The 24,256-nt window shown below is 65.7% G+C and carries 22 protein-coding genes; 12 read left to right on the top strand and 10 right to left on the bottom strand.

Features of this window, described 5'->3' with window-relative positions; all coding sequences use genetic code 11:
- Positions 1–64: 64 nt before the first annotated feature.
- From BN3560_RS06255 to BN3560_RS06230, 6 genes are all read right to left on the bottom strand, one after another.
- Positions 65–586 carry an Asp23/Gls24 family envelope stress response protein gene (locus tag BN3560_RS06255; protein ID WP_087190257.1) on the bottom strand — a complete coding sequence of 174 codons (522 nt, stop codon included), beginning with the start codon at positions 584–586 and terminating at the stop codon, positions 65–67.
- Between the two features lie 79 nt (positions 587–665).
- Complete coding sequence (locus BN3560_RS06250) at positions 666–1,235, bottom strand: DUF2273 domain-containing protein (protein ID WP_227114995.1); 570 nt, start codon at positions 1,233–1,235, stop codon at positions 666–668.
- Between the two features lie 12 nt (positions 1,236–1,247).
- Positions 1,248–1,871: an alkaline shock response membrane anchor protein AmaP gene (gene amaP, locus BN3560_RS06245; RefSeq protein ID WP_096227430.1), complete on the bottom strand. Its 624-nt coding sequence runs from the start codon at positions 1,869–1,871 to the stop codon at positions 1,248–1,250.
- Positions 1,872–2,163: 292 nt separating this feature from the next.
- Entirely contained in the window at positions 2,164–3,390 is a 1,227-nt protein-coding gene (locus tag BN3560_RS06240) for a molybdopterin molybdotransferase MoeA (protein WP_172623278.1), read from the bottom strand.
- 364 nt (positions 3,391–3,754) lie between these two features.
- The gene (locus tag BN3560_RS06235) at positions 3,755–4,150 is read right to left on the bottom strand and encodes a molybdenum cofactor biosynthesis protein MoaE (protein WP_087190254.1); all 396 of its coding nucleotides are present in this window, start codon (positions 4,148–4,150) and stop codon (positions 3,755–3,757) included.
- Positions 4,151–4,448: 298 nt separating this feature from the next.
- Positions 4,449–5,003 carry a TetR/AcrR family transcriptional regulator gene (locus tag BN3560_RS06230; protein ID WP_161959437.1) on the bottom strand — a complete coding sequence of 185 codons (555 nt, stop codon included), beginning with the start codon at positions 5,001–5,003 and terminating at the stop codon, positions 4,449–4,451.
- 381 nt (positions 5,004–5,384) lie between these two features.
- On the opposite strand from BN3560_RS06230, the gene BN3560_RS06225 reads away from it, so the two are divergent.
- The 11 genes from BN3560_RS06225 to BN3560_RS06175 all read left to right on the top strand — a co-directional run bounded on the left by BN3560_RS06225 (position 5,385) and on the right by BN3560_RS06175 (position 20,972).
- On the top strand, positions 5,385–7,478 hold the full coding sequence (locus BN3560_RS06225) for an efflux RND transporter permease subunit (protein ID WP_096227427.1): 2,094 nt from the start codon (positions 5,385–5,387) through the stop codon (positions 7,476–7,478).
- A gap of 104 nt (positions 7,479–7,582) precedes the next feature.
- Positions 7,583–9,472: a hypothetical protein gene (locus tag BN3560_RS06220; protein ID WP_123649822.1), complete on the top strand. Its 1,890-nt coding sequence runs from the start codon at positions 7,583–7,585 to the stop codon at positions 9,470–9,472.
- A gap of 935 nt (positions 9,473–10,407) precedes the next feature.
- Positions 10,408–11,763 carry a diaminopimelate decarboxylase gene (gene lysA / locus BN3560_RS06215; RefSeq protein ID WP_096227425.1) on the top strand — a complete coding sequence of 452 codons (1,356 nt, stop codon included), beginning with the start codon at positions 10,408–10,410 and terminating at the stop codon, positions 11,761–11,763.
- A 10-nt stretch (positions 11,764–11,773) separates the two neighbouring features.
- The gene (locus BN3560_RS06210; protein ID WP_087190249.1) at positions 11,774–13,057 is read left to right on the top strand and encodes a homoserine dehydrogenase; all 1,284 of its coding nucleotides are present in this window, start codon (positions 11,774–11,776) and stop codon (positions 13,055–13,057) included.
- A 236-nt stretch (positions 13,058–13,293) separates the two neighbouring features.
- Positions 13,294–13,710 (top strand): zinc ribbon domain-containing protein, encoded by a 417-nt coding sequence (locus BN3560_RS06205; RefSeq protein ID WP_096227424.1) that lies wholly within the window; start codon positions 13,294–13,296, stop codon positions 13,708–13,710.
- A 9-nt stretch (positions 13,711–13,719) separates the two neighbouring features.
- The gene (locus BN3560_RS06200; RefSeq protein WP_224767917.1) at positions 13,720–14,160 is read left to right on the top strand and encodes a MarR family winged helix-turn-helix transcriptional regulator; all 441 of its coding nucleotides are present in this window, start codon (positions 13,720–13,722) and stop codon (positions 14,158–14,160) included.
- A 1-nt stretch (position 14,161) separates the two neighbouring features.
- Positions 14,162–15,064 carry a DUF5685 family protein gene (locus BN3560_RS06195; protein WP_096227423.1) on the top strand — a complete coding sequence of 301 codons (903 nt, stop codon included), beginning with the start codon at positions 14,162–14,164 and terminating at the stop codon, positions 15,062–15,064.
- Entirely contained in the window at positions 15,057–15,836 is a 780-nt protein-coding gene (locus BN3560_RS06190; RefSeq protein WP_096227422.1) for a J domain-containing protein, read from the top strand. The genes BN3560_RS06195 and BN3560_RS06190 overlap by 8 nt, the downstream gene beginning before the upstream one ends.
- A 131-nt stretch (positions 15,837–15,967) precedes the next feature.
- Entirely contained in the window at positions 15,968–17,737 is a 1,770-nt protein-coding gene (gene dnaK, locus BN3560_RS06185) for a molecular chaperone DnaK (RefSeq protein ID WP_087190245.1), read from the top strand.
- Positions 17,738–17,963: 226 nt separating this feature from the next.
- Complete coding sequence (locus BN3560_RS06180; RefSeq protein WP_231897355.1) at positions 17,964–20,072, top strand: sensor domain-containing phosphodiesterase; 2,109 nt, start codon at positions 17,964–17,966, stop codon at positions 20,070–20,072.
- A gap of 225 nt (positions 20,073–20,297) precedes the next feature.
- A complete protein-coding gene (locus BN3560_RS06175; protein WP_096227420.1) occupies positions 20,298–20,972 on the top strand; it encodes an HAD family hydrolase in 675 nt (224 codons plus the stop codon).
- A gap of 46 nt (positions 20,973–21,018) precedes the next feature.
- On the opposite strand, the gene BN3560_RS06170 is transcribed toward BN3560_RS06175, so the two are convergent.
- The 4 genes from BN3560_RS06170 to metA form a co-directional block, all read right to left on the bottom strand.
- On the bottom strand, positions 21,019–21,405 hold the full coding sequence (locus BN3560_RS06170; protein WP_087190242.1) for a type II toxin-antitoxin system death-on-curing family toxin: 387 nt from the start codon (positions 21,403–21,405) through the stop codon (positions 21,019–21,021).
- The gene (locus tag BN3560_RS06165; RefSeq protein ID WP_096227419.1) at positions 21,402–21,617 is read right to left on the bottom strand and encodes a type II toxin-antitoxin system Phd/YefM family antitoxin; all 216 of its coding nucleotides are present in this window, start codon (positions 21,615–21,617) and stop codon (positions 21,402–21,404) included. The genes BN3560_RS06170 and BN3560_RS06165 overlap by 4 nt, the downstream gene beginning before the upstream one ends.
- Positions 21,618–21,718: 101 nt before the next feature.
- Positions 21,719–21,919 (bottom strand): hypothetical protein, encoded by a 201-nt coding sequence (locus tag BN3560_RS06160; protein ID WP_096227418.1) that lies wholly within the window; start codon positions 21,917–21,919, stop codon positions 21,719–21,721.
- Complete coding sequence (gene metA, locus BN3560_RS06155; RefSeq protein WP_096227417.1) at positions 21,912–22,853, bottom strand: homoserine O-acetyltransferase MetA; 942 nt, start codon at positions 22,851–22,853, stop codon at positions 21,912–21,914. The genes BN3560_RS06160 and metA overlap by 8 nt, the downstream gene beginning before the upstream one ends.
- Positions 22,854–23,115: 262 nt before the next feature.
- On the opposite strand from metA, the gene BN3560_RS06150 reads away from it, so the two are divergent.
- Complete coding sequence (locus BN3560_RS06150) at positions 23,116–24,246, top strand: YkvI family membrane protein (protein WP_096227416.1); 1,131 nt, start codon at positions 23,116–23,118, stop codon at positions 24,244–24,246.
- The last annotated feature ends 10 nt before the right edge of the window (positions 24,247–24,256 follow it).

Below are 24,256 nucleotides of genomic sequence, written 5' to 3'. Positions count from 1 at the left end.
GGGAGAGGCGGGCCTTCGCCGCACGCGGACGGGACGCGTGCGGCAACACGACGCGCGGGAGTCTCTACTGGTCGTTCGAGGAGCCGCTCTGCCCGTCGTCGGTGTTGTTGCCGTTCTTCTGGTCGTACTCGTCCTGGGTCATGACGTCGACCACGTTCACGGTCATCTCGATGACGTTCAGCCCCGTCATGTCCTTGATGTCTTGGCCGACAACCTTCTTGATCTGGTCGAACACGTCGGTTGCGGACTTGCCGTACTCCAGCACGATGTCCAGGTCGAGCTTCGTGTTCTTGTCATCGACGACATCGGCGTCAACGCCCTTCGTCTTGTCGTTGCCGCCCAGGCCCTCTTGCACGCGGGAGAGCAGGTTGCCCTTCATGTCGATGATCCCGTCGATCTTCTGGGCGGCCTTCGAGGAGATCTTCTCAACGACGTTCTCGTCGATGACGAGCTTGTACTGCGGCTCGGCCGGAACGCTGTCGGCCTGGTAGGAGCTGGCGCTTGCGTCCTGGCCGTCCATCGATGCGTACGGGTCGTACGTGCTCTTGGCGGAGGTGGAGGGCTTGGTCATGGTTGCTTGGGACATGGTGGTTCCTTTCTATCGTCAGGTGGGTGAAACCGGTTGGGGCGGCGTGCCGGGCATGCGGCCCGACACGCCGGGGCTGCTAGCTGCTGATGCGTTCCAGGATGCCCTTCATGCGCTCGCGGGTTTTCTGGTCGCCGTCGCGGTAGCGGCCGATGACCACGCCCACGGCGGCGAACACCGCGAGCAGCACCGTGGGCCAGAAGCCCACGATGAGGATGAGCGCCGCGGCGACGAAGCCCACGATGCCGTAGAGCACCGTGTGGCTGTGCTTTTCCAGGTAGGGCGCCGTGGCAGCGCGCATGCTCGCGAACATGCCGGTCTTCCCTTCCTGGGCCTTCGCGGCCGCGTTCGTGATGACGTCGGAGGGCGTCTGCGCCTCGGGCCCCGGCGTCTTGTCCGCGCTCATGGTGGTGCCGGCGCCGGGGACGCCCACCTTGCGGGCGTCGGGGTTCGGCTTGGACGGGTCGCCCTGCACCGCCTTGGCCTGCTGCTGGGGCTGGTAGGCCTTGGCCGCGCCCGAAGCGGTGGAGCCCTGCTGCGCCGCGCTCTGCTTAAGCCGGCTCTGCTTGGCGTTCGCCTTGCCCGCGCCCGTTTTGGACGGGGCCTTCGTCATCGGGGCCGGATGCATGCGTATGGCCGATTGCGTCATAGTCGCACCTCCTTACTTGCCCACGGCATGGGCCGGCACCGGCTGCGTCTGGTGCTGGCGGTGCGTGTCTTCCGAGTACTTCGTGGCCTGCTGCGTGAACGCGGGCGTTACCACGTCGGCGTCGCCGGCGAACGTGATGCGCACGGAGTCCACCGGGTAGCCGGTGAACGCCTCGAGGGTCGAGGAGATCTCGTTCTGCAGCTTCGCGCCCAGCTCGCCCAGCTCGGCGTTGCGGCCGGGGTCGATCTTGGCATGGATGGCCATGCGCGGATCGTGCTTGTTGGTGATATCGACCTTCACGTTGTCGGTCGACAGGCCGTGGTGCGCCTCCACCACGTGCTTCACCGTGGACTGGATGGCGTTCTGCGTGATGGCGATGCTGCCGTTGTCGCGCTCGATCTCAAGCTGCGAGTTCTTGCCCGGCGCGGTGAGCGCGCGGATGAGCACCACCAGCAGGCCTACTGCCGTGATGCCTAGGAGCACGGCTTCCACGACGTAGAACCAGGGCATGGCCATGAGCCATGCGATGGCGGGGAACAGCGGTTCCCACGCGAACCACAGGGCCGCGAGCACACCGATGCCGAGTACGGCAGCGACGACGAACACGACCATGCAGAAGCGCTTGAACTTTCCCATATATGCCGCCTTTCTTTCTCGTGCGCGCATCGCGGTGAGCGGCGCGCGGTCGGATGGAGTGCGACTACTCTAGGGGAAAGGATGGGCGGCGGTAACCGCTTGTACGGAAGTGCGGCCGGACGATTGCCGGGCCGTTAAGGCGGGGATCCGGGGTTCGCTGGGTGCTTGCCCTGTAGGGCAGGCACCCAGCGCTCGCCGCCGCCCGAGGGACGGCCCCGTGCGGGCGCGAGAGGGCGCGAGGGGGGAGTGACGCGGCCCGCCCTCGTACCCTTAGCGCTGACGTGGCCGTTTGCTAGTCGATGAGCTCCTCGCCGCGCAGCAGCTCCACGTCCACGAGGGTGCCGGCCTCGAAGCCGTGCTCGCCGAGGGGGGAGACGCGCTGGGCGTTGCTGGCCATGCAGGCGGCCAAATCGCCGGCCTTGAAGTTGAGGAACTCCGCGGTGTAGCCCGAGGGGTTCGCCGGGTTGTCGTCGCGGACCAGGTTCACGCGGGCGATGTTCGCCATCTGGGGTGGGCCGCTCACCGCGGCAGCTGCTTGGGCTTGCACGGTGGGGATCTTGCGCACGGGCACGTCCAGGAAGCGTGCGACGACAGCCTGCAGGCACCACTGCGTGCCGTAGTAGGCGGCCATCGTCGGGCCGGGCAGGTCGACGACGGGCTTGCCGTCGGCCACGGCCATCATGAGCGGGCGGCCCGGCACAGCGGCTATGTAATGGTGCACCACGCGTCCGCGAGCCTCGATCATGCGCACGTTGAAGTCCTCCTCGCCTACGGCCGATCCGCCGTTGACCACCACGGCGTCGGCCACGGCCAGCGCTTCGGCGAATGCCCGCTCGAGGGCGGCCTCGTCGTCGTGCACGATGGGGAAGATGAGGGGCTCGGCGCCATATTCGATGAGCATGTGCTTCACCATCAGGCTGTTCGTGTCCACGTTCTGGCCGCGGCGCGGGGCGATGCCGGCCGGCACGAGCTCGCTGCCGGTGGGGATGAACGCGATGCGCGGCTTGCGGCGCACGGGCACGAGCGTGATGCCGCCCATGGCGAGCGCCGCCAGGTCGGTCGGGCGGATGGGCAGGCCGGCCTTCATGAGCGGCGCGCCGGCCCTTATGGTGTCGCCCGCCTGGCGCACGTTCGTGCCGGACTCGACCTGCACGTCGTCGTCGAGAACGACCGAGCCGTCCGGCTGTATGGCGGCCTTCTCTATCATGATGACGGCGTCGTAGGCGTCGGGGAAGTCGTCGCCGGTGTCGGCGCGCACGTAGTCGCGGCCGAGCTCCCAGGAGCTCGTGTCCGGCCGGCCGTCCGCGAAGGCCGCCGACCTCACCGCAATGCCGTCGCACGCCGATGCGCGCACCACCGGCAGCGTGTTCGCCGACACCAGGTCGCGCGCCGTCACGCGCCCTACGGCTTCGTCCAGGCTCACCAGCTCGGTGGCTTCCGCCGGCGGCTCCCAGGCGGCGAAGAAGTCCGCGAGCGCTTCCTCCCGCGAAGGGAACCCGTGCATGATCTTCTCTCCCATGTTGCCTCTCCCTGCTCGTGTGGATGTGCTGGCCATATTATAGTACGGAAGAAATATTTTGATATCAGGATATTTGAGCGAAAGACGGTCGAGGGAAGGGCGGCGCGGTCGCCTTGCATCCCCCGCGCCAACCGAGATGAAAAAACGACGCGTGCTAATGCGACACGGTCTCGATTGCCCGCATGAGCAAATGATCCGCGCCAGTGTCATCGGGTCTCGATGGCGCGCAAGAAAACGGCTCGCGGTGCCACGGGAAGATGCTCAAAGCACCTACGAAAAAACGCGCTTTCGCGCGTTCCTTCGCGAATGTTTCACGTGAAACATTCGTTCGTTATTTGGTTGGCGGAACCGTCGTGCGAGCGCCCTACGCGTAGATCTCCTTCTCCACCACGAGGTCGTTCTTGATCTTGCCGACGAGCTTCTGCAGCGCATCGATGCAGTTCGGGCGGATGTCGGCGCCGATCAGCACGTACATGATGGAATCGCCCACGTCGAGCACGCCCTCGTTCAGCCAGGTGCGCACGTAGTAAACGCCGGGCCATGTGAGCGCCTCCTTCTCGGCCGCCGCGACGCCCTCGGCATCGTACGAGAACTCCACCTGCGCCACGTCGCCCAGGCCCTCCACGCCCTCGCGCACGAGCTTCTTCGGCGTGATGCGCACGATGCCGTTATGGGCGAGGAACATGCCGCACTGCGCGGCCTGCGGATCCTGCTTGGCCTCTTTGAGCCACTGGTCGATGGACGGTTCTTGCTGAGCCATGATTCCCCTTTCTCGGTTTCGATAGTGCCATTATACGCTATCGAGGGCAATAAAAACACAGCAATCGAGTAGGAATATGAAAAGCGGAGCTAGGGGCCAATATACGAACGAATGTTTCACGTGAAACATTCGGGAAGGCTGTCGCCGACCTGCGCGACGTAAGGGGGCCGTTGGAAGTGGGGGCTCGGCCGCTCATGAGGGCGCGTCTCGTTACAAGAGGTCGAAGCGACGCCTGCGGCTCGCAGCGGGTCGGGCGCAGCACTGGCGCGGGTGCTGTAGGGCGGCGAGGCGCGGGGCGCTACAGGGCGGCGAGGCCGCTGTCGGTCATCTTCTCTATGAAGCGGGCGATATCCTGGGGGCTGTCGGCCATGTCGTTGCGCACCCACGAGCGGATGACCGAGAGGCACCCGTTCGCCATGAACGTGTACAGGCGGTCGAGCTCGGCTTCGGGCAGGTCGGGGCGCTGCCGGCGCCACAGGGCGATGCTGCTCTCACGCAGCGTTTCCACCACGCGCAGGGGAAACTCGGGGTCTCCGTGCTCGCCGAAGATGGCCTGGCACGAGCGCTCGTTGTCTACGATTATGCGGCAGATCTCGTTGCTGAACGCGCTGAGCGACTGGCTGGACAGCGTGGTGCTCAGGGAGCGCATGATGGTGTGCGCCAGGTCGCGCTCGATCTCCTCGTGTAGGTCGAAGAGGTCGCGGTAGTGCGCGTAGAACGTGGCGCGGTTGACGTTGGCCTGCTCGCACAGCTCCTTCACGGTGATCTTCGCCACCGGCTTCTCCACGAGCAGGTCGAGGAACGCCTCGCGCAGCAGCAGCTTCGTGAGCCGTATCCGATGGTCCTGCTTCATGGTTTTCCCACCTTCCGCTCGCCCGGTCATTGCTCTCCGGTCGTCGCCCCGGCCACCCATCGTCCGCCGCCCGTCTGCTGCTCTCGAGTCGGGCTCGCCCGCTTATCGTGCGCCGTTCGCCCATCGTCCGTCTGCCGCTTGATTGTTTGCCAGCCGTCTGACATTACAACGTCCTTATGCGATATTTTCGATAACGTTCGACATCGGGGACAAAAGTGTCGGTTTGCCGACACATCCGAGAAAATCATCGGTTGAAGATTCGGCATAATGCAATATAACAGTATGAGCGAAAGATAATCAACACGGTGTTGCCAAGCCGGAGCGGTCGTGCACCGACTGTTCCGGTCGCAGGGCCGTGTCGGCGGCAGAAAGGGCGCCTCAGTGGAGCGGTTCAGCGCGTTCGTCACGAATCATCGCGGCCCTATTGTGGGGGTGGCGCTGGTACTTGCCCTTCTGTCGGGAATTGCGGCGCTGTTCGTGCCCATCAACTACGACCTGACGTCCTATCTGCCCGAGTCGGCGGAGTCCACGCGGGCGCTCGAGGAGATGGACGCCGAATTCGACGCTGCCGTGCCCAACGCGCGCGTTATGGTGAGCGGCGTGGATGTGGAGCAGGCCCTCGCGTACAAGCAACAGCTGGCGGACGCGCCCGGCATCGAGGGCGTTTTGTGGCTGGACGATGTGGTTGACCTGGGCACGCCGCTTGAGATGCTGGATCCTGACGCCGTGGGGCAGTACTACCGCGACGGCCATGCGCTGTTCGACGTGACGGTGGCCGCTGGCCAGGAGACCGAGGCGCTCCAGGTCATCTACGACATCGTGGGCGAAGACGGCAGCGCAACCGGCCAGGCCGTGAACACGGCCGAGTCCAAGGCCATGGCCGGCGGCGAGGTGGCCAACGCGTTCGCCATCCTGGTGCCGCTCATCCTTCTGATACTCGTGCTCTCCACCACCTCGTGGATCGAGCCGGTGTTCTTCCTGCTGGCTATCGGTGTGTCGGTGCTGCTCAACATGGGTACGAACATCTTTTTGGGCGAGGTGTCCTACATCGCGTTCACCATCGCGCCCATCTTGCAGCTGGCGGTGTCTCTGGACTACGCCATCTTCCTGCTGCACGCGTTCCAGCGGGCGCGAGAGGAAGAGCCCGACGCAGTGCGGGCCATGCGCACGGCCATGAAGCAAAGCTTCTCCGCCATTGCCGCCTCGGCCGCCACCACGCTGTTCGGCTTCGCGGCGCTCGGCTTCATGCAGTTCCGGATCGGTGCCGATCTGGGGCTCACGCTGTGCAAGGGCATCGCGTTCTCGTTTTTGTGCGTGGTGGTGTTCCTGCCGGCGTTCACGCTGGTGGCCTACAAGCTCATCGACAAGACGAAGCACCGCCGCTTCCTGCCTGCGTTCAAGGGCGTGGGGAAGGTGCTGGCGCCATTGCGCATTCCCGTGTTCGCGCTCGTGCTGCTGCTGGTGGTGCCGTGCTTCCTGGCACAGGCGAACACGTCGTTCACCTACGGCATGGGATCGACCGAGGGCAGCCAGACGCGCGTGGCGCGCGACACCGAGGCCATCAACGAGGCATTTGGCCAGTCCACGCCGGCCGTGGTGCTGGTGCCGAGGGGCGATATCGGCCGCGAGCTGGAGCTGGCGGAGCGGCTTGAGCAGATTCCGCACGTTACGAGCGTGTTGTCGTATCCCACCGCCGTGGGCGCGGCCATCCCCACCGGGTTCCTGGACCCCGCCGTCACCGAGCAGTTCTACTCGGAGCACGATGCGCGCATCGTGGTGTACGCCGACACGGAGTCGGAGGGAACGGCGGCCTTCGCCGTGGTGGAGCAGGTGCGCGCGGCCGTGCACGACCTGTACGGGGATGCGGGCCTCGTCACCGGCATGGCGGCCAGCCTCTACGATATGAAAGGCGTCGTTACCGAGGACAACCAGGTGACGAACCTCATCGCCATCGCGGCCATCCTGCTGGTGCTCGTGCTGACGTTCAAGTCCGCCACGCTGCCCGTCATCCTCATCGCCACCATCGAGTCGGCTATCTTCCTGAACCTGGCCGTGCCGTATTTCACGGGCGATTCGCTGAACTACCTGGGATTCCTGGTTATCAACACCGTGCAGCTGGGCGCCACGGTTGACTACGCCATCCTGTTCACCGACACGTACCGCAAGCACCGCCGCAGCATGCCGCCGCGTCAGGCGCTGGCGCGCACGCTGGGCACGTCGTTTCAGAGCATCCTGGTGTCGGCGAGCATCCTCACCTTGGCGGGACTCGTCCTGTGGCTCACGTCCACGAACAACATCGTGTCGCTTTTGGGCTTGCTGCTGGCCCGCGGCACGCTGCTCTCGTTCTTCCTCGTGGTCACGTTCCTGCCGGCTGCGCTGCTCATATTCGACAAGCTCATTGCGAAGACCACGTGGCATGCGGGCTTTTTCCGCGGCGGCGGACAACTGGAAACGGAAAAGGAGGCTGATGCATGAGGCTTCTGAAGAAAACGCTATCGGCGCTGCGGATGCGGTCGGGCACGCCTGACGAAGCGGCGAGGAAATACGGCGGCACGGCGGTTTCTCACAGGGCGACGTGCATGGTTGAAGAAGCGAAGGCGGAGCGACCGGCTCGCTGCGCGCGGAAGGCGCGGGCGCGTTTGTGCGCGGCGTTCTCACTCGTGCTGGCGGGTACGTTGGCTATCGGGCTATGCGGCGGCTCGCCTGCGACGCTCGCGGCCTTGGCGGCGGAGGGCGGCGCTGCGGCGAGTGCAGGCGAAGCGGGCTCCGCGGGTTCGGCGAGCGCTGCGGCGACCGGAGCAGCCGTCAACGATACGCCCAAGGAAGAAGTGGTGTACGCGCGGTTGTCTGCGGCGGGGGCTGTGGACAACGTGTACGTGGTGAACGTGCTCAACCCGGACGCGCCGGGGAAGGTGGTCGATTACGGCCCGTACACCGCTGTGCAGAACCTTACCGACGCGAGCGGCGTCGAGCAGCAGGGCGATGCCGTGTCGGTGGACGTTGCCGGCGACTCGCTAAGCTATCAGGGCGACCTGGGCGCGGCGGCGCTGCCGTGGGACGTGTCGGTGGAGTACGAGCTTGACGGCAAGCGCGTGGACGCGGCCGATCTGGGCGGTGCGAGCGGCAAGCTGGCCATCTTCGTTACCACGAAGAAGAACACGTCGGTCGACCCGGCGTTCTTCGACAACTACCTGCTGCAGATTACGGTCCCGTTCGTGTCGGACCAGGTGAAGGACGTGGCGACCGAGGACGGGCAGATCGCCCTCGCCGGCTCGAACACGCAGGTCACGTTTACGGGCATGCCGGGCAAGGACGGCTCGTTCAAGGTCGAGGCTCAGGTGAGCGGTTTCTCGATGAGCGGCATCAGCTTCGCCGCCGTACCGTTCTCAATGGGCATCGAGATGCCGGACACGACGGAACTCGTGTCCGGGTTCCGCCAGCTGGGCGACGGCGTGGGCGCGCTCAAGACGGGCGCCGATGGCTTGGCGAGCGGGGCAAGCGAGCTCGCCTCGGGCGTGGGCCAGGTGGCGGGCGGCGCGAACGGCCTTGCCGCAGGTGCCGGCCAACTGGTAGGCGGCGCGAATGAGCTTGCAGGAGGCGCGCAGGGCGTGGCTGCGGGAGCGCAGGGGCTTGCGAGCGGGTTGACGACTTACCAAAACGAGCTGGCCGCCCAAGCTGCGCAGACGCTTGGCATGGTCGACCAAGCCGCTGCCGCTGCCGCTCAGGGCGCCTATGAAAACGCGATGGCGCAGTACACCCAGGCCTTCATCGGAGAGTACACCCCTCTGTACACGCAGGCCTATGCGGAAAACCTAGCTGCCGGCATGGACGTCCAAGACGCAATGAAGGCGGCTGTCCAAACCGCCTCGATTGCGGCGATGGGAAAACCCGCTGTCGCAGCAGCGCAGGCGAGCCTTCAGACGGCTTTGGAAGATCTCGTGACCGTTAACGCGGCGAATGCCGGCTACGGTGCCTCGTCCCAAGCGCTCTCGGGCGCGGCGAGCGGAGTTGGCTCGATTGAAGATGCGAACAGCTTGATAGGCGGCGCCAATGCCCTCGCCTCCGGCGCCTCCCAGTTCGCCGGCGGTGCAGGCGCTCTCGCCTCCGGCACGTCCGAGCTTGCCTCCGGCGCGAACCAGGCGGCTGCGGGCGCAGGGGAGCTGGCGGCTGGCGCGAGCCAGCTTTCGTCGGGCGCCCAGCAGCTGGCCAACGGCACCGGCACATTGTACGAGGAAGTGCAGGGCATTCCCGACAAGGTGCAGAAAGAGATCGACGCCATGATGGCCGATTACGACAAGAGCGATTTCAAGCCGGTGAGCTTTACCAGCGCGAAGAACGCCAACGTCTCGCTCGTGCAGTTCGTCATGTCCACCGATCCCATCGAGGCCCCGACGCACGAGGAGCCGGCAGTCGAGGAGCCCGAGCAGGGCATCTGGGATCGCCTGCTCGCGCTGTTCGGGCTGGCGTAGGCCTTTCCAAGGAGGCTCGCGGCGTCTTCTTGGAAGGCTTTGAGCGCCGAAAGGGCGCTATCGGGCTGCCTGCGCCGCGGTGGAAAACCTCTTCAGGGACTCGGCCTGTTTGGTGGAAAAGAATCGGGCGCTGCGTTTTTACGCGGCGCCCTGGCTTTTTCGCGCCCGCTGCGCCGGATCTTGCACATTTGCCGAAGGTCGACCGCCCAAACCTTGCACGCCGACCGTCCAAACCTTGCCGATCCGCCGTCCGAATCTTGCACATTTGCCGTGACGGTGCCGCAAGAACCTTGCATGCCGACCGCTTGAATCTTGCGCGGTTGCCGCGTTGATCTTGCGGGATCCCTGCCGAAACCTTACACGTTTTCGATACCAAAAATAGCATCTGAACAGGAGATTTACTATCTTCGCATCACCGTTTGGGCAGCGTACAATGCACGGTGCCGGCGGTGTCCGTGTTCGGGTGGCGCTTCCATGAAGGGAGTGGTGCCTATGAACATTGTTCTTGAAATCCTTTACGCCATAGCGGCGGTGGCCACGATCGGGAGCTTCCTCCACGGTCTGCGGACGGACTATAGGAAACACGGACGAAGTGGGAAGGGATCCAAGGGAGCTGAAAGCAAAGGCCGGGAATAATCCCGGCCTCCCGTAAAACCTGCGCCGCCCGAGCTGGATGGTGAACCCGTTAACTCGCCGTCCTGGGCACCGCCGATAATCCGCATTATACGAAGCAGCAAGCGATTCTGCAACGGGTTTGACCTCGCAATTCGGACACGTTGGCCGGCAATCGTCGACAAGCGCATCCGCGCGCCGCGAAACACGCTGCTCGCCGTGTAATATTCCTCTTTTTAGCCCATCTGAAAACCGCCTCTCCCGCGGCAATGCTAGACTGGGTGAATTCCCTCAGCAACACGACGGACGCGAAAGGAACGCGTATGTCCCTACCTGCGGCAGACACGAGCAAGCAGCCCGACAACCGCACCACCATGGAGCTGGGCGCGGTGCTCCCCCTCACGGCCGAAGTGCGCGACGACCACCTGTTCGTCGGCGGCGTCGACCTGGTTGAGCTGGCGCGCGAGCAGGGCACGGCGCTCTACGTCATGGACGAGCGCGACATGCGCACGCGCATGGAAACCTACCTCGAGGCGTTCCGCAGCCGCTACGGCAACGCCGACGTCGTCTATGCCAGCAAGGCGTTCCTCAACAAAGAGGCCGCGCGCATCGTGAACGAAGAGGGCCTGTGCCTGGACGTGTCGGGCGGCGGTGAGCTGGCGTGCGCGCTGGCCACGGGTTTTCCCGCCGAGCGCATCTTCATGCACGGCAACAACAAGACGCCGCAGGAGCTGCGCGAGGCCATCCAGGCCGGCGTGGGCCGCATCGTCATCGACAGCCGCATAGAGCTGCACCGCATCTCCGATATCGCCGGTGAGCTGGGCGTGGAGCAGCCCATCTACCTGCGCATCACGCCAGGCGTGGAGGCCGACACGCACCAGTACATCCGCACGGGATGCGAGGACTCGAAGTTCGGCTTCACCATGCGCGAGGATTTCGCCTTCAAGTGCGTGAAGGACGTGCTCGCGGCGCCCAACGTGCGCCTGGCGGGCCTGCACTGCCACATCGGCTCGCAGATCTTCGCGCTGCACTCGTATCCGGAGGCCGTCGAGGTCATGGTGGACCTCATGGCGCGCATCCGTGAAGAGTACGGCATCGAGCTCGCGGAGCTGGACATGGGCGGCGGCCTGGGCGTGGCCTACACGGCCGACGACAAGCCCGCCTCCATCGAGGAGTTCGCCGAAACCATCACCGCGGCCGTGAAGGCCTCCTGCGCCGCGCACGGCATGCCCGAGCCGCGGCTGCTCGTGGAGCCGGGCCGCAGCCTGGTTGCCACGGCGGGCGTGACGCTGTACACGGTGGGCATCATCAAGACGCTGCCGAACATCCGCAAGTACGTGGCCGTGGACGGCGGCATGTCCGACAACATCCGCACGGCTCTCTACCACGCCGACTACGAGCCGGTGGTCGCCAACAAGGCGGGGCAGCCGCGCACCGAGATCGTCACCATCGCCGGCAAGCACTGCGAAAGCGGCGACGCCGTGGTCATCGACATGCCCATGCAGCGTCCCGACCTGGGCGACATCGTGGCCGTGTTCGGCACGGGCGCGTACAACCACACCATGTCGAGCAACTACAACGGCCAGCCGCGCCCGGCAGTCGTGTTCGTGAAAGACGGCGAGGCGCGCGTGACCACGCGCCGCGAAACGTACGAGGACCTTTACAGTCGAGACATTTAGGAGCAGCAACATGACGGTTAAACTTGGGCTCGTGGGAACCGGTACCGTGGGCGGCGGGTGCATCGACATCCTGAAGAGCCACCGCGAGGAATTCAAGCGCCACTACGGCATTGACGTGGAGCTGGTGCGCGTGTGCTCGCGCAACCCCGAGCAGGCTATCGAGCACGGCGTGGAGGACATCTTCACGCAGGACTTCCACGATATCCTGAACGACCCGGACATCGACATCGTCATCGAGCTCATCGGCGGCACCACCGTGGCACGCGACGTGGTGCTGGGCGCCCTGCGCGCCGGCAAGAACGTGGTCACGGCGAACAAGGCGCTCATGGCCACGCACGGCGAAGAGGTCATGCGCACGGCCGAGGAGGCCGGCAAGGAGATCGCGTTCGAGGCCAGCGTGGGCGGCGGCATCCCCATCATCGACCCGATGAAGCACTCGCTCATCGCGAACCGTATCGACTCCGTCATGGGCATCGTGAACGGAACGACGAACTACATGCTCACCCGCATGGCCGAGGACGACATGCCCTATGCCGACGTGCTGGCCGAGGCGCAGGCGAAGGGCTTCGCCGAGGCCGACCCCACCGCCGACGTCGACGGCCTGGATGCGGCGGCGAAGATCGCCATCCTGGCATCCATCGCCTTCAACTCGCGCGTCACCATCGATGACGTGCACGCCGAGGGCATCCGCCACATCACGCCGCTCGACCTGGAGATAGCGAAGGACATGGGCTACTGCGTGAAGCTGCTGGCCCACGCGCACCGAACCGACGAGGGCATCGACGTGCGCGTGCATCCCACCATGCTGCCGCTGTCGCACCAGCTGGCCACGGTGAACGGCGTGTACAACGCCATCTACGTGGTGGGCGATGCCGTGGGCGAGACGATGTTCTTCGGCGAGGGCGCGGGTTCCGGCCCGGCCGCGAGCGCCGTCATGGGCGACGTGCTGGAGGTGGCGCGCCACCTGCAGGCGGGCATCCCGCCGTTCGTAGGCTGCACCTGCACCGACAAGCTGCCGCTCGTGCCCATGGAGGAGCTCAAGACCAAATATTACATCCGTTTCGCCGTGGCCGACCGCTCCGGCGTGCTGGCCGCCATGGCCGGCGTGTTCGCCAGCCACGACGTGAGCGTGCACTCGGTTATCCAGCGCGGCAAGAAGGATGGCAACAGCGTGGACATCACCTACGTCACGCATACCGCCCGCGAGAAGAGCGTGCGCGCCGTGCTCGCCGACATAGCGAAGCTCGACGACGTGCTGCGCGAGGAGCCGAGCGTCATCCGCGTGGAGGATTAAGTAGGTTCTGGCGTTTTGCCGAGTTGCGTCTGTCCGAGGCCCCGTGCTCAGCACGGGGCCTCATTGCTTCCTCCGCCTCCCGACGTTGCAGACCTGTGGCCGTCTTGTGGCCGTAACGTTTCGATTAGGTGACGGCGTGCCGAATCGGCACGAATAGTCTTATTTTATAACTAAATGATTTCGCTGCCCAAGGGCGCCCGAAAGGCGGGCGGGGGCGGCGAAGGGAAAGGTTCATCGTGAGAGGTTTCTTCGAGCGTCTGCAGTGGAGGATGGCTGCCTGGATGCAGGGCCGCAACGGCGTCGACGGGTTGTCGAACTTCCTCATGGGCGTAGGCCTCATCCTGCTCATCCTTTCGGTTATCCCGGGGCTCGACCTGCTGTCGTGGGTGGTTCTGGCGGTTCTCGCGGTGGCGCTGTTCCGCAGCTTCTCGAAGAACATCGTGGCGCGCTCGAAGGAGAACGCGGCGTACGAGCAGGCCGTCCAGAAGCCCAAGCGCTGGCTCGCGCTGAAGCGCAAGGCGTGGGCGAACCGCAAGACCACGCGCTACTTCAAGTGCCAGGGCTGCGGCACCGTGCTGTCCGTGCCGCGCGGGAAGGGCACGCTGCGCGTGGTGTGCCCGAAGTGCAAGACCGAGACGACGAAGAAGTCGTAGGGGACGGCGGTGGACCTCAACGAGTTCAAGCACGCGTTCTTCGGCGTGGCCTGCGACATGCAGAAGCTGCTGCACGACACGGTGGCCCCCGTGTGCCAGCAAAACGGGCTGACGCTGCAGCAGATGCATGTGCTGCTGGAGCTGGTGGGCACGCCGGGCCAGACGTCAACCCAGCTCAGCGAGCGTGCGGGCATCTTGCGCACGAACTTCTCCAGCGTGTGCCACAAGCTGGAGGAACGGGGGCTGGTGGAGCGCCGCCGCAGCGACCGCGACCGTCGCGCCTTCGAGCTGCGCGCCACCGACGAGGGCCGGGAGCTGCTGGCACGTATCGATGCCGACATCAAGCGCCGCTACGGCGCGGCGTTCGAGAACGAGCCGCCGGAGACGTTCGAGACCATCCTCGCCGGGTTCAGGGCGCTCAACGCCTTCGCCGCGAAGCTGGGGCGCTAGCATGTTCGGCTACGTGATGCCCCGTATGGAGGATCTGTCGCAGGAGGAGCGCGAGCGCTACCATGCGGCGTACTGCGGCGTGTGCCGGGCGCTGGGAGAGCGGTGCGGCCAGCGCTGCCGGGTGGCGCTCACCTACGACATGACGTTCTTGGCGCTGCTGCTGGGCTCGCTCTACGAGCCGGACGAGCGGCAGGGCAGCAGGCGCTGTGCGCCTCACCCGGTGCGCCCGCACGCGTACCTGGGCTCGGACTGCATCGACTACGCGGCCGACATGACCGTGGCGCTGGTGTATCACAAGTGCCTGGACGACTGGCGCGACGACCGCAGCGGCTGGGCGCGCGCCTACGCCTCCCTGCTGGGGAAGGCGTACCGCGCGGTGGGCGAACGCCATCCGCGGGCGTGCGCGGCCATCGAGGAGGGCCTGGCCGACATCGGGCGCTTGGAGGAGGCCGCAGCGGCGGCGGCCTCGGCCGGCGACGCCGCCGCGTCGCCGCCGCCCGACGCGGCGGCCAACCGGTTCGGCGCGCTGCTGGGCGAGGTGTTCGCCTGGAGCGACGACTTCTGGGCCGCGAGCCTTCGCAGCCTAGGAGCCAAGCTGGGGAAGCTCGTATACGTGATGGACGCTGCGCTGGACATGGAGGACGACCGGGCCTCGGGCAGCTACAACCCGCTCGTGGCGCTGGACGTACAGCCGCAGGACGTGCGCGAGGATTTGGAGCTGCTGGCGGCCGATGCTGCCGCGGCGTTCGAGAGGCTGCCGCTCGAACGCGATGCGCGCGTGCTGCGCAGCGTGCTGTACGCGGGCGTGTGGCAGAAATACTATGCGAAAGACGCGAAACGGACGAAGCAAGCGAAGGGAACGACGCACGTGCAAGAGGAACACCAGGAGGCGCACCGTGGTTGAGAACCCCTATGACGTGTTGGGAGTGAGCCGCGACGCCTCGCTCGACGAGGTGAAGAAGGCGTACCGCAAGAAGGCGCGCGAGAACCATCCCGACTTGAACCCGAACGATGCGGCCGCCGCCGAGCGCATGAACAAGATCAACGAGGCGTACGACCGCATCGTGAACCCGGAGAAGTACGCGGCGCGCGACCGGCGCGCGGCGGCGAGCAACCCGAGCGCCGGCTACGGCGCGGGCGGCGCGGCGGGTTCGGGCGGTGCCGGCGGCTCCGGCCAGAACCCCTACGGCTCCGAGGGCCCCTACGGATGGACGGGCGGCTTCGGCTTCGACTTCGACGACCTGTTCGGTTTCGGCGGCCCGGGCGGCGGCGCCCGCGGGCCCATCCATCCCGAGGCGTCGGCCGCCGACGGGCCCGTTATCCGCAGCGTGATCGACGCCATCAACGCCGGCCGGTTCCAGCAGGCCATCGACCAGCTGAACGCCGTGACGAGCGACGGCCGCAACGCGCGCTGGTACTACCTGAGCGCCCTAGCCAACGACGGCGCCGGCAACTCGCTCATGGCGCTGGAGCAGATACGACGCGCCGTGCGCCTGGACCCGAACAATCCGGACTACCAACGTGCCCAGCGCCAGTTCCAGCAGGCCGGGCAAACGTATCAGCAGGAGGGGCAGGCGCAGGGATTCAGCATGGGCATCGACCCCATGACCCTCTGCTGCGGCATCTGGTGCTGCGGACCGGCCCTCTGCCGCATGTGCGTGCCGTTTGGGTTCTAGGGTGAGACAAGGGGACGGGGATGATGTCTCGTTCCCCCGACACGCTCGGCGGCGGCGAGGCTCCCGGGAACGAGACATCATCCCCGTCCCCTTGTCTCACCTTTGTCACACTGGTTGAAAGGAAGCGAAGCATGACAGCGACGATAGGCATCGATCTGGGAACCACGAACAGCTGTGCGGCAACGGTGGAGGGCGGGCGGCCCGCCATCGTGCCCAACGCGGAGGGCGAGCGCACCACGCCGAGCGTGGTGGCGTTCTCGAAGGACGGCGAGCGCCTGGTGGGCGCCATCGCCAGCCGGCAGGCGGCCGTGAACCCCGACCGCACCATCTCGTCCGTGAAGCGCCGCATGGGGAGCGACTGGAGGGCGAGCATCGACGGCAAGGCGTTCACGCCGCAGGAGCTTTCGGCCATGATCCTGCGGAAGCTCCGCCGCGACGCCGAGGCGTTCCTCGGCCAGGACGTCACGCAGGCCGTCATCACGGTGCCCGCGTACTTCGACGACGCGCAGCGCCAGGCCACGAAGGACGCCGGCAAGATCGCCGGCCTCGACGTGCTTCGCATCATCAACGAGCCCACGGCCGCGGCGCTGGCCTACGGACTGGACAACGGCACGCCGCAGAAGGTGATGGTGTACGACCTGGGCGGCGGCACGTTCGACGTGTCCATCATCGAGATAGGCGACGGCGTCATCGAGGTGCTGGCCACCTCCGGCGACAACCACCTGGGCGGCGACGACTTCGACGAGCGCGTGGCGAACTACCTGCTGGACACCTTCCAGCGCGAGCACGGCGAGGACCTGCGCCGCAACCCGATGGCCGTGCAGCGCGTGCGCGAGGCGGCCGAGCAGGCGAAGAAGGAGCTGTCGTCACTCGACTCCGCACACGTGAACCTGCCTTTCCTCGCACAGAACGCGGGCGGCCCCTTGCACCTCGACGCCACCGTCACGCGCGCCGCGTTCGACGACATGACGCGCGACCTGGTGGAGCGCACGACCGCGCCCGTGCAGACGGCTCTCAACGATGCGGGCATCGCGGCCTCGGAACTGGGCTGCGTGCTGCTGGTGGGCGGCTCCACGCGTGTGCCGGCCGTGCAGGCGCACGTGCGCAAGCTCACGGGCCAGGAGCCGTCGGCCTCCATCAACCCCGACGAGTGCGTGGCCACCGGGGCTGCCATCCAAGCTGCCACGCTCGCCGGTGCGTCGACGGGGCTCGTGCGGGCGAACAGCCTGCTGCTGCTGGACGTGACCCCCTTGAGCCTGTCCATCGAGACGGTGGGCGGCGTGGCCACCCGCCTCGTGGAACGCAACACCACGCTGCCGGTGCACTACTCGCAGGTGTTCTCCACGGCCGCGGCGTTCCAGACGAGCGTGGAGGTGAAGGTGCTGCAGGGCGAGCGCCCTATGGCCGCCGACAACAAGGCCATCGGCACGTTCCGCCTCAAGGGCATCAAGCGGGCGCCTGCCGGCGTGCCGCAGATCGAGGTGACGTTCGACATAGACGCGAACGGCATCCTCACCGTGTCGGCGAAGGACCTGGACACCGGCAAGCAGCAGTCCATCACCATCGACGACTCGGGCCGTATGTCCGACGACGAGGTGGACCGTGCCATCCGCGATGCCGAGCAGTACGCCGAGCAGGACGAGGCGCGCCGCGACGCCATGCTGGCCCGCGAGGAGGCGCAGCGGTTGGCGAACGAGGCCGACCAGGCGCTCGCACAGAAGGGCAAGCAGCTGGAGAAGGACGAGAAGAAGCAGATCAAGGCCGATGTGGCCGCCGTCCGCAAGCTCCTGTCCAAGAAGGTGGACAAGGTGGACGAGGCCGACGTGGCCGCGCTGCGCACCGCCTCCGAGCAGCTGGAGCGCTCGAGCGCCCGCGCCCGCAACCTGGTGCAGCAAGGGTAGGCACCGATAGGCGCAGCGGGCTTCGGGAACGTCGGCGTTTTGGCCATGCCCGAGGTTCGGGCACGCCGAAGGGCTCGCTGCGCCGCGCTGGGCTTCGTCTTTTCACCACCCCTCTGGCAACGGTAAACGCCTGCTTCTATAATGGCAGGCAGCGCGTTCTCTCTTCCCGTTGCGCCGCGCGCGGGCAGGCAACACGCCCGACCCGATGCTAGCGAGGGAGATGGATTTGCGGCAAGACGTCCTCCATACCATGCTCGATGGGCTCTCCGAGCTCATCTATGTCTGCGACATGGAAACCCACCGGTTGCTCTACCTCAACGAGGAGGGCCGCCGCCTCTACGGCGTCGATGTGGTGGGAGGCGAGCGCCTGTGCTACCAGGTGCTGCAGGGACGCGACGAGCCATGCCCATTCTGCACGAACGGGCAGCTGTCCGGCGAGTCCTTCTTCGAATGGGAGTTCACGAACCCGGTGAGTAGGCGCCATTACCTGCTGCGCGATCGCCTCGTGGACTGGGATGGGCGGCCGGCGCGCCTGGAGATAGCCTTCGACATGACGGAGCGGCAGCGCGAGAGCGAGTCGTTCAAATTCCTGGCGAACGCCGGCTCCATGGTCGTCGACTGCATCCGGGTGCTCGAGGGAGGGAGCACGCTCGAGATCGCCCTCAACGATGCGCTGTGCATCTTGGGAACGTTCCTCGAGGCAGATCGCGCCTACGTCTTCAAGCGCGAGGGCGACCGCATGTCGAACACGCACGAGTGGTGCGGCCTGGGCGTCGCGCCGCAGCGGCGGTTCCTGCAGGATCTGCCCGTAAGCCTCATAGACGAATGGGTCAAGCGCTTCGACGCGGGCGAGGCCGTGATCATCGAGGATGTCGACCAGCTTCCGTCCTTGGGGCGCGCCGCCGAGTACGAGGTGCTGAAAAGCCAGGACATCGCCTCCCTCGTGGCGGCCCCGATCGAGATAGACGGTACGTTCGCGGGCTATTTGGGCGTCGACAATCCCCGCCGCGTCGGCGAGCTCGGGGTGGTGAAGTCGCCGCTCGTTGCGTTCGCGAGCTTCGTGTCTGCCCGCATGAAGCGCGAGATCGCCCAGCGCCAGGTGGCCGAGTTGACTTGGAACGACTCTTTGACCTGCGCCCATTCGCGTGCGGCATTCCACCGCGATTTCGATAGGGGCACGTTCGGGCGCATCGGCTTCGTGCTGGTGGACGCCGATCGACTGGCCGTCGTCAACCGCGAGCAGGGGCATTCTGCCGGCGACGAGATGCTGTGCCGTATAGCGTCCTGCCTCCGGGAGGTGTTCGGCGACGCCGTGTACCGCATCGGCGACGACGAGTTCTGCGCCGTGTCGACGTCCGTCGACTACAACCGCTTTGCCGAACTGGCCGAACGCGCTGCGCAGCAGTTCCACGACGAGGGCATTCCCGCATCGCTCGGCCCGGCGTGGCACGAGACGTGCACAAGCACCACCAGCTTGCTGGACGTGGCCGGCGACCGTATGCGCAGCGCGAAGCGCGGCCGCCACCGCGCCGTCGATCTGGGTGTCGACCTGGCATCGGACGCGGCCGTGAGCAGCCTGCTTAGGCCGGGCGGCGCGCAGGAGGCCGCAGAGGCGGGCCTGCTGACCATCCACCTGATGCCGCAGGCCTCCGGCAGAACGGGCGAGATCGTGGGAGCCGAGGCACTCATCCGCTACTGCGACCGCGAACGCGGCATGCAGGCGCTGCCCGCGTCGTTCATCCCCGCGCTGGAGGATATGGGCGAGATAGCGGCCATCGACTTCTTCGCGCTGTCGAAGGCGTGCGAGACGGTGGCGCGCTGGCAGCGGGAGGGACGGCCGACGGTGCCGCTGGCGGTCAACTTCTCGCGTCGCACCATCGGCGAGGAGGGCTTCGTCGAGCGCGTGGCGGCCGCGGTGGCGTCGCACGGCATCGACCGGTCGCTCATCGAGCTGGAGATCACCGAGTCCGCACGCGAGGAGAACGAGGCGCTGCTGCGCTCGGTGGCGGACGAGCTGCGCGACCGGGGGTTCCGCGTGTCCATCGATGACTTCGGCGTGGACAACGCCAACTTCCAGCTGTTCATTCAGCTGGAGTTCGACGTGTTGAAGATAGACAAATCGCTCGTGTGGGGCCTGGGCACCGAGAAGCGCACCATGCAGGTTATCTGCAGCCTCGTGAGCCTGTGCGACGAGCTGGGCATAGCTACGGTGGCCGAGGGCATTGAGACCGATCAGCAGTACCGCGCCCTGCGGGAAGCCGGCTGCACCCGCGCGCAGGGCTACCGCATCGGCCGTCCGCAGCCCATCGAGCAGTTCGAGCAGCGGTTTCTCTAGCGCGTCGCGCCCGCTACGGCGAGCCGTGCAGGTTGCGAGAGCCGTGCGCGAACCGCGAGCCCTGCGTGCGTTGCGGGCGGGGCGTGGCGCAGGTTCCCAGGTCGCGCGAGCCGTAAAGGTTCTGCAAATTCACCCGATGCCTTTGCCGCGCGGACGGGGCCATCTGCTAAGCTGGCACGCGACGAAAAACGCGACGGGGCCCGGCCCCGCATCTCGGGAGGCATCATGGAACCTGGACGCATCGGCGTCATCTTCGACTGCGACGGCACGCTGCTCGATTCGATGGACGTGTGGCGCGAAGTGGAGGACGAGCTGGCGCGCCGTGCAGGCGCGACACTGACGGATGCGGACAAGGACGAGCTCACCACGCTCAACATTCCCGAGGCGGGTGCATTCTTCCATGACCGGTTCGGTTTGGGCGCCGCTGCAGACGATGTCGTGCGCATGATGGACGAGCTCATGCTGGACTACTACCGCAACCGCGCGCACGAGCGTCCCGGCGCCTTGGCCTTCGTGAGCGCCCTTGTGGAGCGCGGCGTGCGGGTGAGCGTGGCCTCGTCCAGCCCGCAGAAGTACCTGCAAGCGGGCCTCGAGCGGGCGGGCTTCTCGCCGTATGTGAGCCTGATCGTCTCGGTGGACGACGTGGCGTCCTCGAAGCGCGAGCCGAAGGTGTACGACCATACGAGGCGCCTCATGGACACGCCGTTGGATACGACCTGGGGTTTCGAGGATTCTGCCTACGCCCTGCGCACCCTGCGCGACGCCGGCTACCGCACTGTCGGCATCTACGACCGCGATGATGCCGGCACCCATGAGGAACTGCAGGCGAACGCCGACGTCGTCATCGACAGCTTCGAGGAACTGGACGCGGAAACGTTCATCGGCTGGAACGGTTGCTAAGCTATAGCGCTCACGACGCTTTCTGGGGAAAGCGTCGGGTCGTCGACTAAAGCTGTTCCTCGATCCAGGAAACCAGCTCTTCGTAGCCGAGGGTACCGTTGGCTATCTGGACGATAGTCTCCTGCATGTCGGTAAGCTGCGGTTTGAATCGCACGCCGTTCGCCCTCAGAAACACGGCGAGCATGGCTGCGCCGGTTCTTTTGTTGCCGTCCGCGAAGGGGTGGTTCTTGATGATTCCGTATGCGTAACGGGCGGCTTTTTCTGCAAGTGAGGGGTAGAGCTCGACGCCGTCGAACGTCTGCTGAGGTTGTGCCATGGCAGACTCGAACAGGCCCTGATCTCGCAATCCGTCGATTCCTCCGTACCTATCGATCGAGCGCGCATGTATCGCGAGGGCGTCCTCGAGCGATACGTACCTGATATCGCCGGTCATTTTGCGAGTTCGACGAACATGTCGTCATACTCGTCCATGAACTCCTCGGTTAGTTTTACCATATCCTGCTCCTCCTTCACCTCGTCGATCGGTATGATCTGGGCGATGGGGTGGCTGTTCTTGATGACGGTTACGCTTCCTGCCGCCCGGGCCTTCTCCATCACGCCGTTGAAGTTGCGGGCGACTTCCGTCGCGGTGACGCTGATAGGCATGGCGTCCTCCTCGGTCCGGCTTTCATTGTGGTCAGTATAGCATGAATACGTATAATTTTACAAATATAGATGCAAAATATATTACGTAAAATTATGCGTAGTTACCGCCACGGATCTTCCTGGTACGTTGGCTCCGGGTCCGCCGGGCGGTCGGAGTAGGGGTCGTAGCCGTCGTCGTCCTCGGCTTCGGGGCGCAGGAAAGGGTCGCTGGCGAGTTCCGGCGTCGCGGGTGCCGCAGGCGCGACCGGCGTCGTCACCGGTCGCACGCGGTAGCGGGGTTGCGGCTCGCGTTCGTCAGCCACGGTTGCCGACCTCCTCGGTGCCTACTTTCGCCAAATCGTAGGGCGTGGTCTGATACACGTAGTAGTTCAGCCAGTTCGTGTAGAGCAGCTGCGCGTGGGCGCGCCAGGTGGCGCGGGGAGCCTGTGCGGGATCGTCGTTCGGGAAGTAGTGGCACGGCAGGGGCATGTCCAGGCCCTTTGCGATGTCGCGCTCGTACTCCACCATAAGCGTGCCGGCATCGTACTCGGGGTGGCCGAACACGAAGAAGTGGCGGCTGTCCGTGCTCTTGGCAATATAGACGCCAGCCTCGTCGGACACGGCGATGAGCTCCAGGTCGGGATGCGCCTCGATGTCTGACGCATGAACCTCGGTGTAGCGCGAGTGGGGCGCCCTGAAGAAGTCGTTGAAGCCGCGCACGAGCGGCGACGACGGCTTCACCACCTCGTGCTCGAACACGCCGAACAGCTTCTCTGGCAGCTCGTACTTGGGAATGCCGTAATGGTAGTAGATGCCCGCCTGCGCGCCCCAGCAGATGTGCAGCGTGGAGTGCACGTTCGTGGCGGACCATGCCATGATCTCCGCAAGCTCGTCCCAGTAGTCCACGTCCTCGAAGTCCAACAGCTCGACGGGCGCACCGGTGATGATCATGCCGTCGAAATGCTGGTCCTTGATCTCGTCGAACGTGGTGTAGAACGTTTCCAGATGCTGCTCGGACACGTTTTTGGACTCGTGGCTGGCCGTTTGCAGCAGGCTCACCTCTATCTGGAGCGGCGTGTTGGACAGCTTGCGCATGATCTGCGTCTCGGTGACGATCTTCGTGGGCATGAGGTTGAGCAGCAGCACCTTCAGGGGGCGGATGTCCTGGTGCATGGCGCGGAACTCGGTCATCACGAAGATGTTCTCGCCTTCGAGGACGTCGGTTGCGGGCAATGCGTCGGGTATTTTGATAGGCATGGCAGGCCTCGCCTTCCGTGTCGGGGCACCTGGAATGTTCGTACCATGATACCTTTTGTGCAGATGACCCGCCTATCTGAATTATCGGTAGCGCGTTATCGCCGCCACGCGCGACGAGGCGCAGGGAACGGGGCGTGCAAAGGGCAGGAGGGCAATGGGAATCTCGTCGTGCCTGATCGCGCGCTCGCGCGGTCGGGTATCTTGTACTAGAATCTTCAGGGCAAAAAGCAAAAGGGGTTCAGGCAAGGAGAGGAAGGTTTTTATGGCGTCAGAGCAGAAGACGCCGGCGGTGCGTCCGGTCACGGTCGTCAAGTTCGCCGGCGCGGTCATCGCCACGCTGATCGGATCGGGATTCGCCTCGGGGCAGGAGGCCATGCAGTTCTTCGCCGCGTACGGAACGAACGGCATCATCGGGTGCGTCATCGCCATCCTGCTGTTCGCGGGCATGAGCGGCGTGCTTCTGGGCTACGGTTTCAAGCACAAGGGGGCAAGCGACTTCTCGGCGTTCCGCTACTTCTGCGGCAAGTACCTGGGCACGTTCCTGGAGTGGTTCACCATCCTGTTCTGCTTCCTCGTGGGCATCATCATGGTGTCGGGCGCGGGCGCGACGCTCAACCAGTACTTCGGCGTGCCGCAGATCGTGGGCAGCGGCCTCATGGCGGCCATCGTGCTGCTGAGCGCGCTCTTCGGCCTCAAGCGCATCGTGGACATCCTCGGCTCCATCGGGCCCGTGACCATCGCGTTCCTCATCATTCTGGCCGTCTACACGCTCGTCGTGCATGGCGGCGGGCTGGCCGACGCCAACGCGGCCGTGGAGGCCGCAGGCGACAGCGTGGTGTACGGCGTGGGATCGGGCAGCGCGTGGTTCGCGCTCGGCGCGTTCATGTACGTGGCGTACAACATCCTGGCCGGCGTGCCGTTCATGTCCGAGATGGGCACCGGCGCGCGCTCGCGCAAGGAGGCCGTGCTCGGCGGCGCCCTCGGCGGCGCGGCGCTCGGCGTGTGCGCGCTCCTTTTGAACCTGGCGCTGCTGTCGGTGTTCGGCGAGGCCGTGCAGTACGAGGTGCCGGTGCTGTTCCTGGCGCAGCAGATCTCGCCGGTCGTGGGCCTGCTGTTCGCCGTCATCCTGCTGGCCGAGATCTACAACACGGCCGTGCCCATGGTGTGGACGGTGGCCAACCAGTTCGTCGACGAGAAGCAGGACAAGCGCAAGTACCAGTTCCTCATCGCGCTTCTGTGCGCCGTCATCTTCATGGGCGGGCAGCTGCCGTTCGGCATGCTGGTGAACCTGATCTACCCGTTCGTGGGCTACTTCGGCGCGCTGTTCATCGTGGTGGTCATCGTGCAGATGATCCGCTGGCGCATCGACCGCGCCCGCGGGATCACGCGCTAAGGCGAGGGAG

Origin of the sequence: Gordonibacter urolithinfaciens, assembly GCF_900199375.1 — a bacterium.
Classification (GTDB): Bacteria; Actinomycetota; Coriobacteriia; order Coriobacteriales; family Eggerthellaceae; genus Gordonibacter; species Gordonibacter urolithinfaciens.
The sequence above is the reverse complement of the archived record's forward strand: the minus strand, read 5'-3'. Positions and strand labels throughout refer to the sequence as shown.

Bases quoted from the DNA above. Each gene is read 5' to 3' on its own strand.
- BN3560_RS06255 (WP_087190257.1), bottom strand. From the start codon at position 586: ATGTCCCAAGCAACCATGACCAAGCCCTCCACCTCCGCCAAGAGCACG.
- BN3560_RS06250 (WP_227114995.1), bottom strand. From the start codon at position 1,235: ATGACGCAATCGGCCATACGCATGCATCCGGCCCCGATGACGAAGGCC.
- amaP (WP_096227430.1), bottom strand. From the start codon at position 1,871: ATGGGAAAGTTCAAGCGCTTCTGCATGGTCGTGTTCGTCGTCGCTGCC.
- BN3560_RS06240 (WP_172623278.1), bottom strand. From the start codon at position 3,390: ATGGGAGAGAAGATCATGCACGGGTTCCCTTCGCGGGAGGAAGCGCTC.
- BN3560_RS06235 (WP_087190254.1), bottom strand. From the start codon at position 4,150: ATGGCTCAGCAAGAACCGTCCATCGACCAGTGGCTCAAAGAGGCCAAG.
- BN3560_RS06230 (WP_161959437.1), bottom strand. From the start codon at position 5,003: ATGAAGCAGGACCATCGGATACGGCTCACGAAGCTGCTGCTGCGCGAG.
- BN3560_RS06220 (WP_123649822.1), top strand. From the start codon at position 7,583: ATGGTTGAAGAAGCGAAGGCGGAGCGACCGGCTCGCTGCGCGCGGAAG.
- lysA (WP_096227425.1), top strand. From the start codon at position 10,408: ATGTCCCTACCTGCGGCAGACACGAGCAAGCAGCCCGACAACCGCACC.
- BN3560_RS06210 (WP_087190249.1), top strand. From the start codon at position 11,774: ATGACGGTTAAACTTGGGCTCGTGGGAACCGGTACCGTGGGCGGCGGG.
- BN3560_RS06195 (WP_096227423.1), top strand. From the start codon at position 14,162: ATGTTCGGCTACGTGATGCCCCGTATGGAGGATCTGTCGCAGGAGGAG.
- dnaK (WP_087190245.1), top strand. From the start codon at position 15,968: ATGACAGCGACGATAGGCATCGATCTGGGAACCACGAACAGCTGTGCG.
- BN3560_RS06175 (WP_096227420.1), top strand. From the start codon at position 20,298: ATGGAACCTGGACGCATCGGCGTCATCTTCGACTGCGACGGCACGCTG.
- BN3560_RS06170 (WP_087190242.1), bottom strand. From the start codon at position 21,405: ATGACCGGCGATATCAGGTACGTATCGCTCGAGGACGCCCTCGCGATA.
- BN3560_RS06165 (WP_096227419.1), bottom strand. From the start codon at position 21,617: ATGCCTATCAGCGTCACCGCGACGGAAGTCGCCCGCAACTTCAACGGC.
- metA (WP_096227417.1), bottom strand. From the start codon at position 22,853: ATGCCTATCAAAATACCCGACGCATTGCCCGCAACCGACGTCCTCGAA.
- BN3560_RS06150 (WP_096227416.1), top strand. From the start codon at position 23,116: ATGGCGTCAGAGCAGAAGACGCCGGCGGTGCGTCCGGTCACGGTCGTC.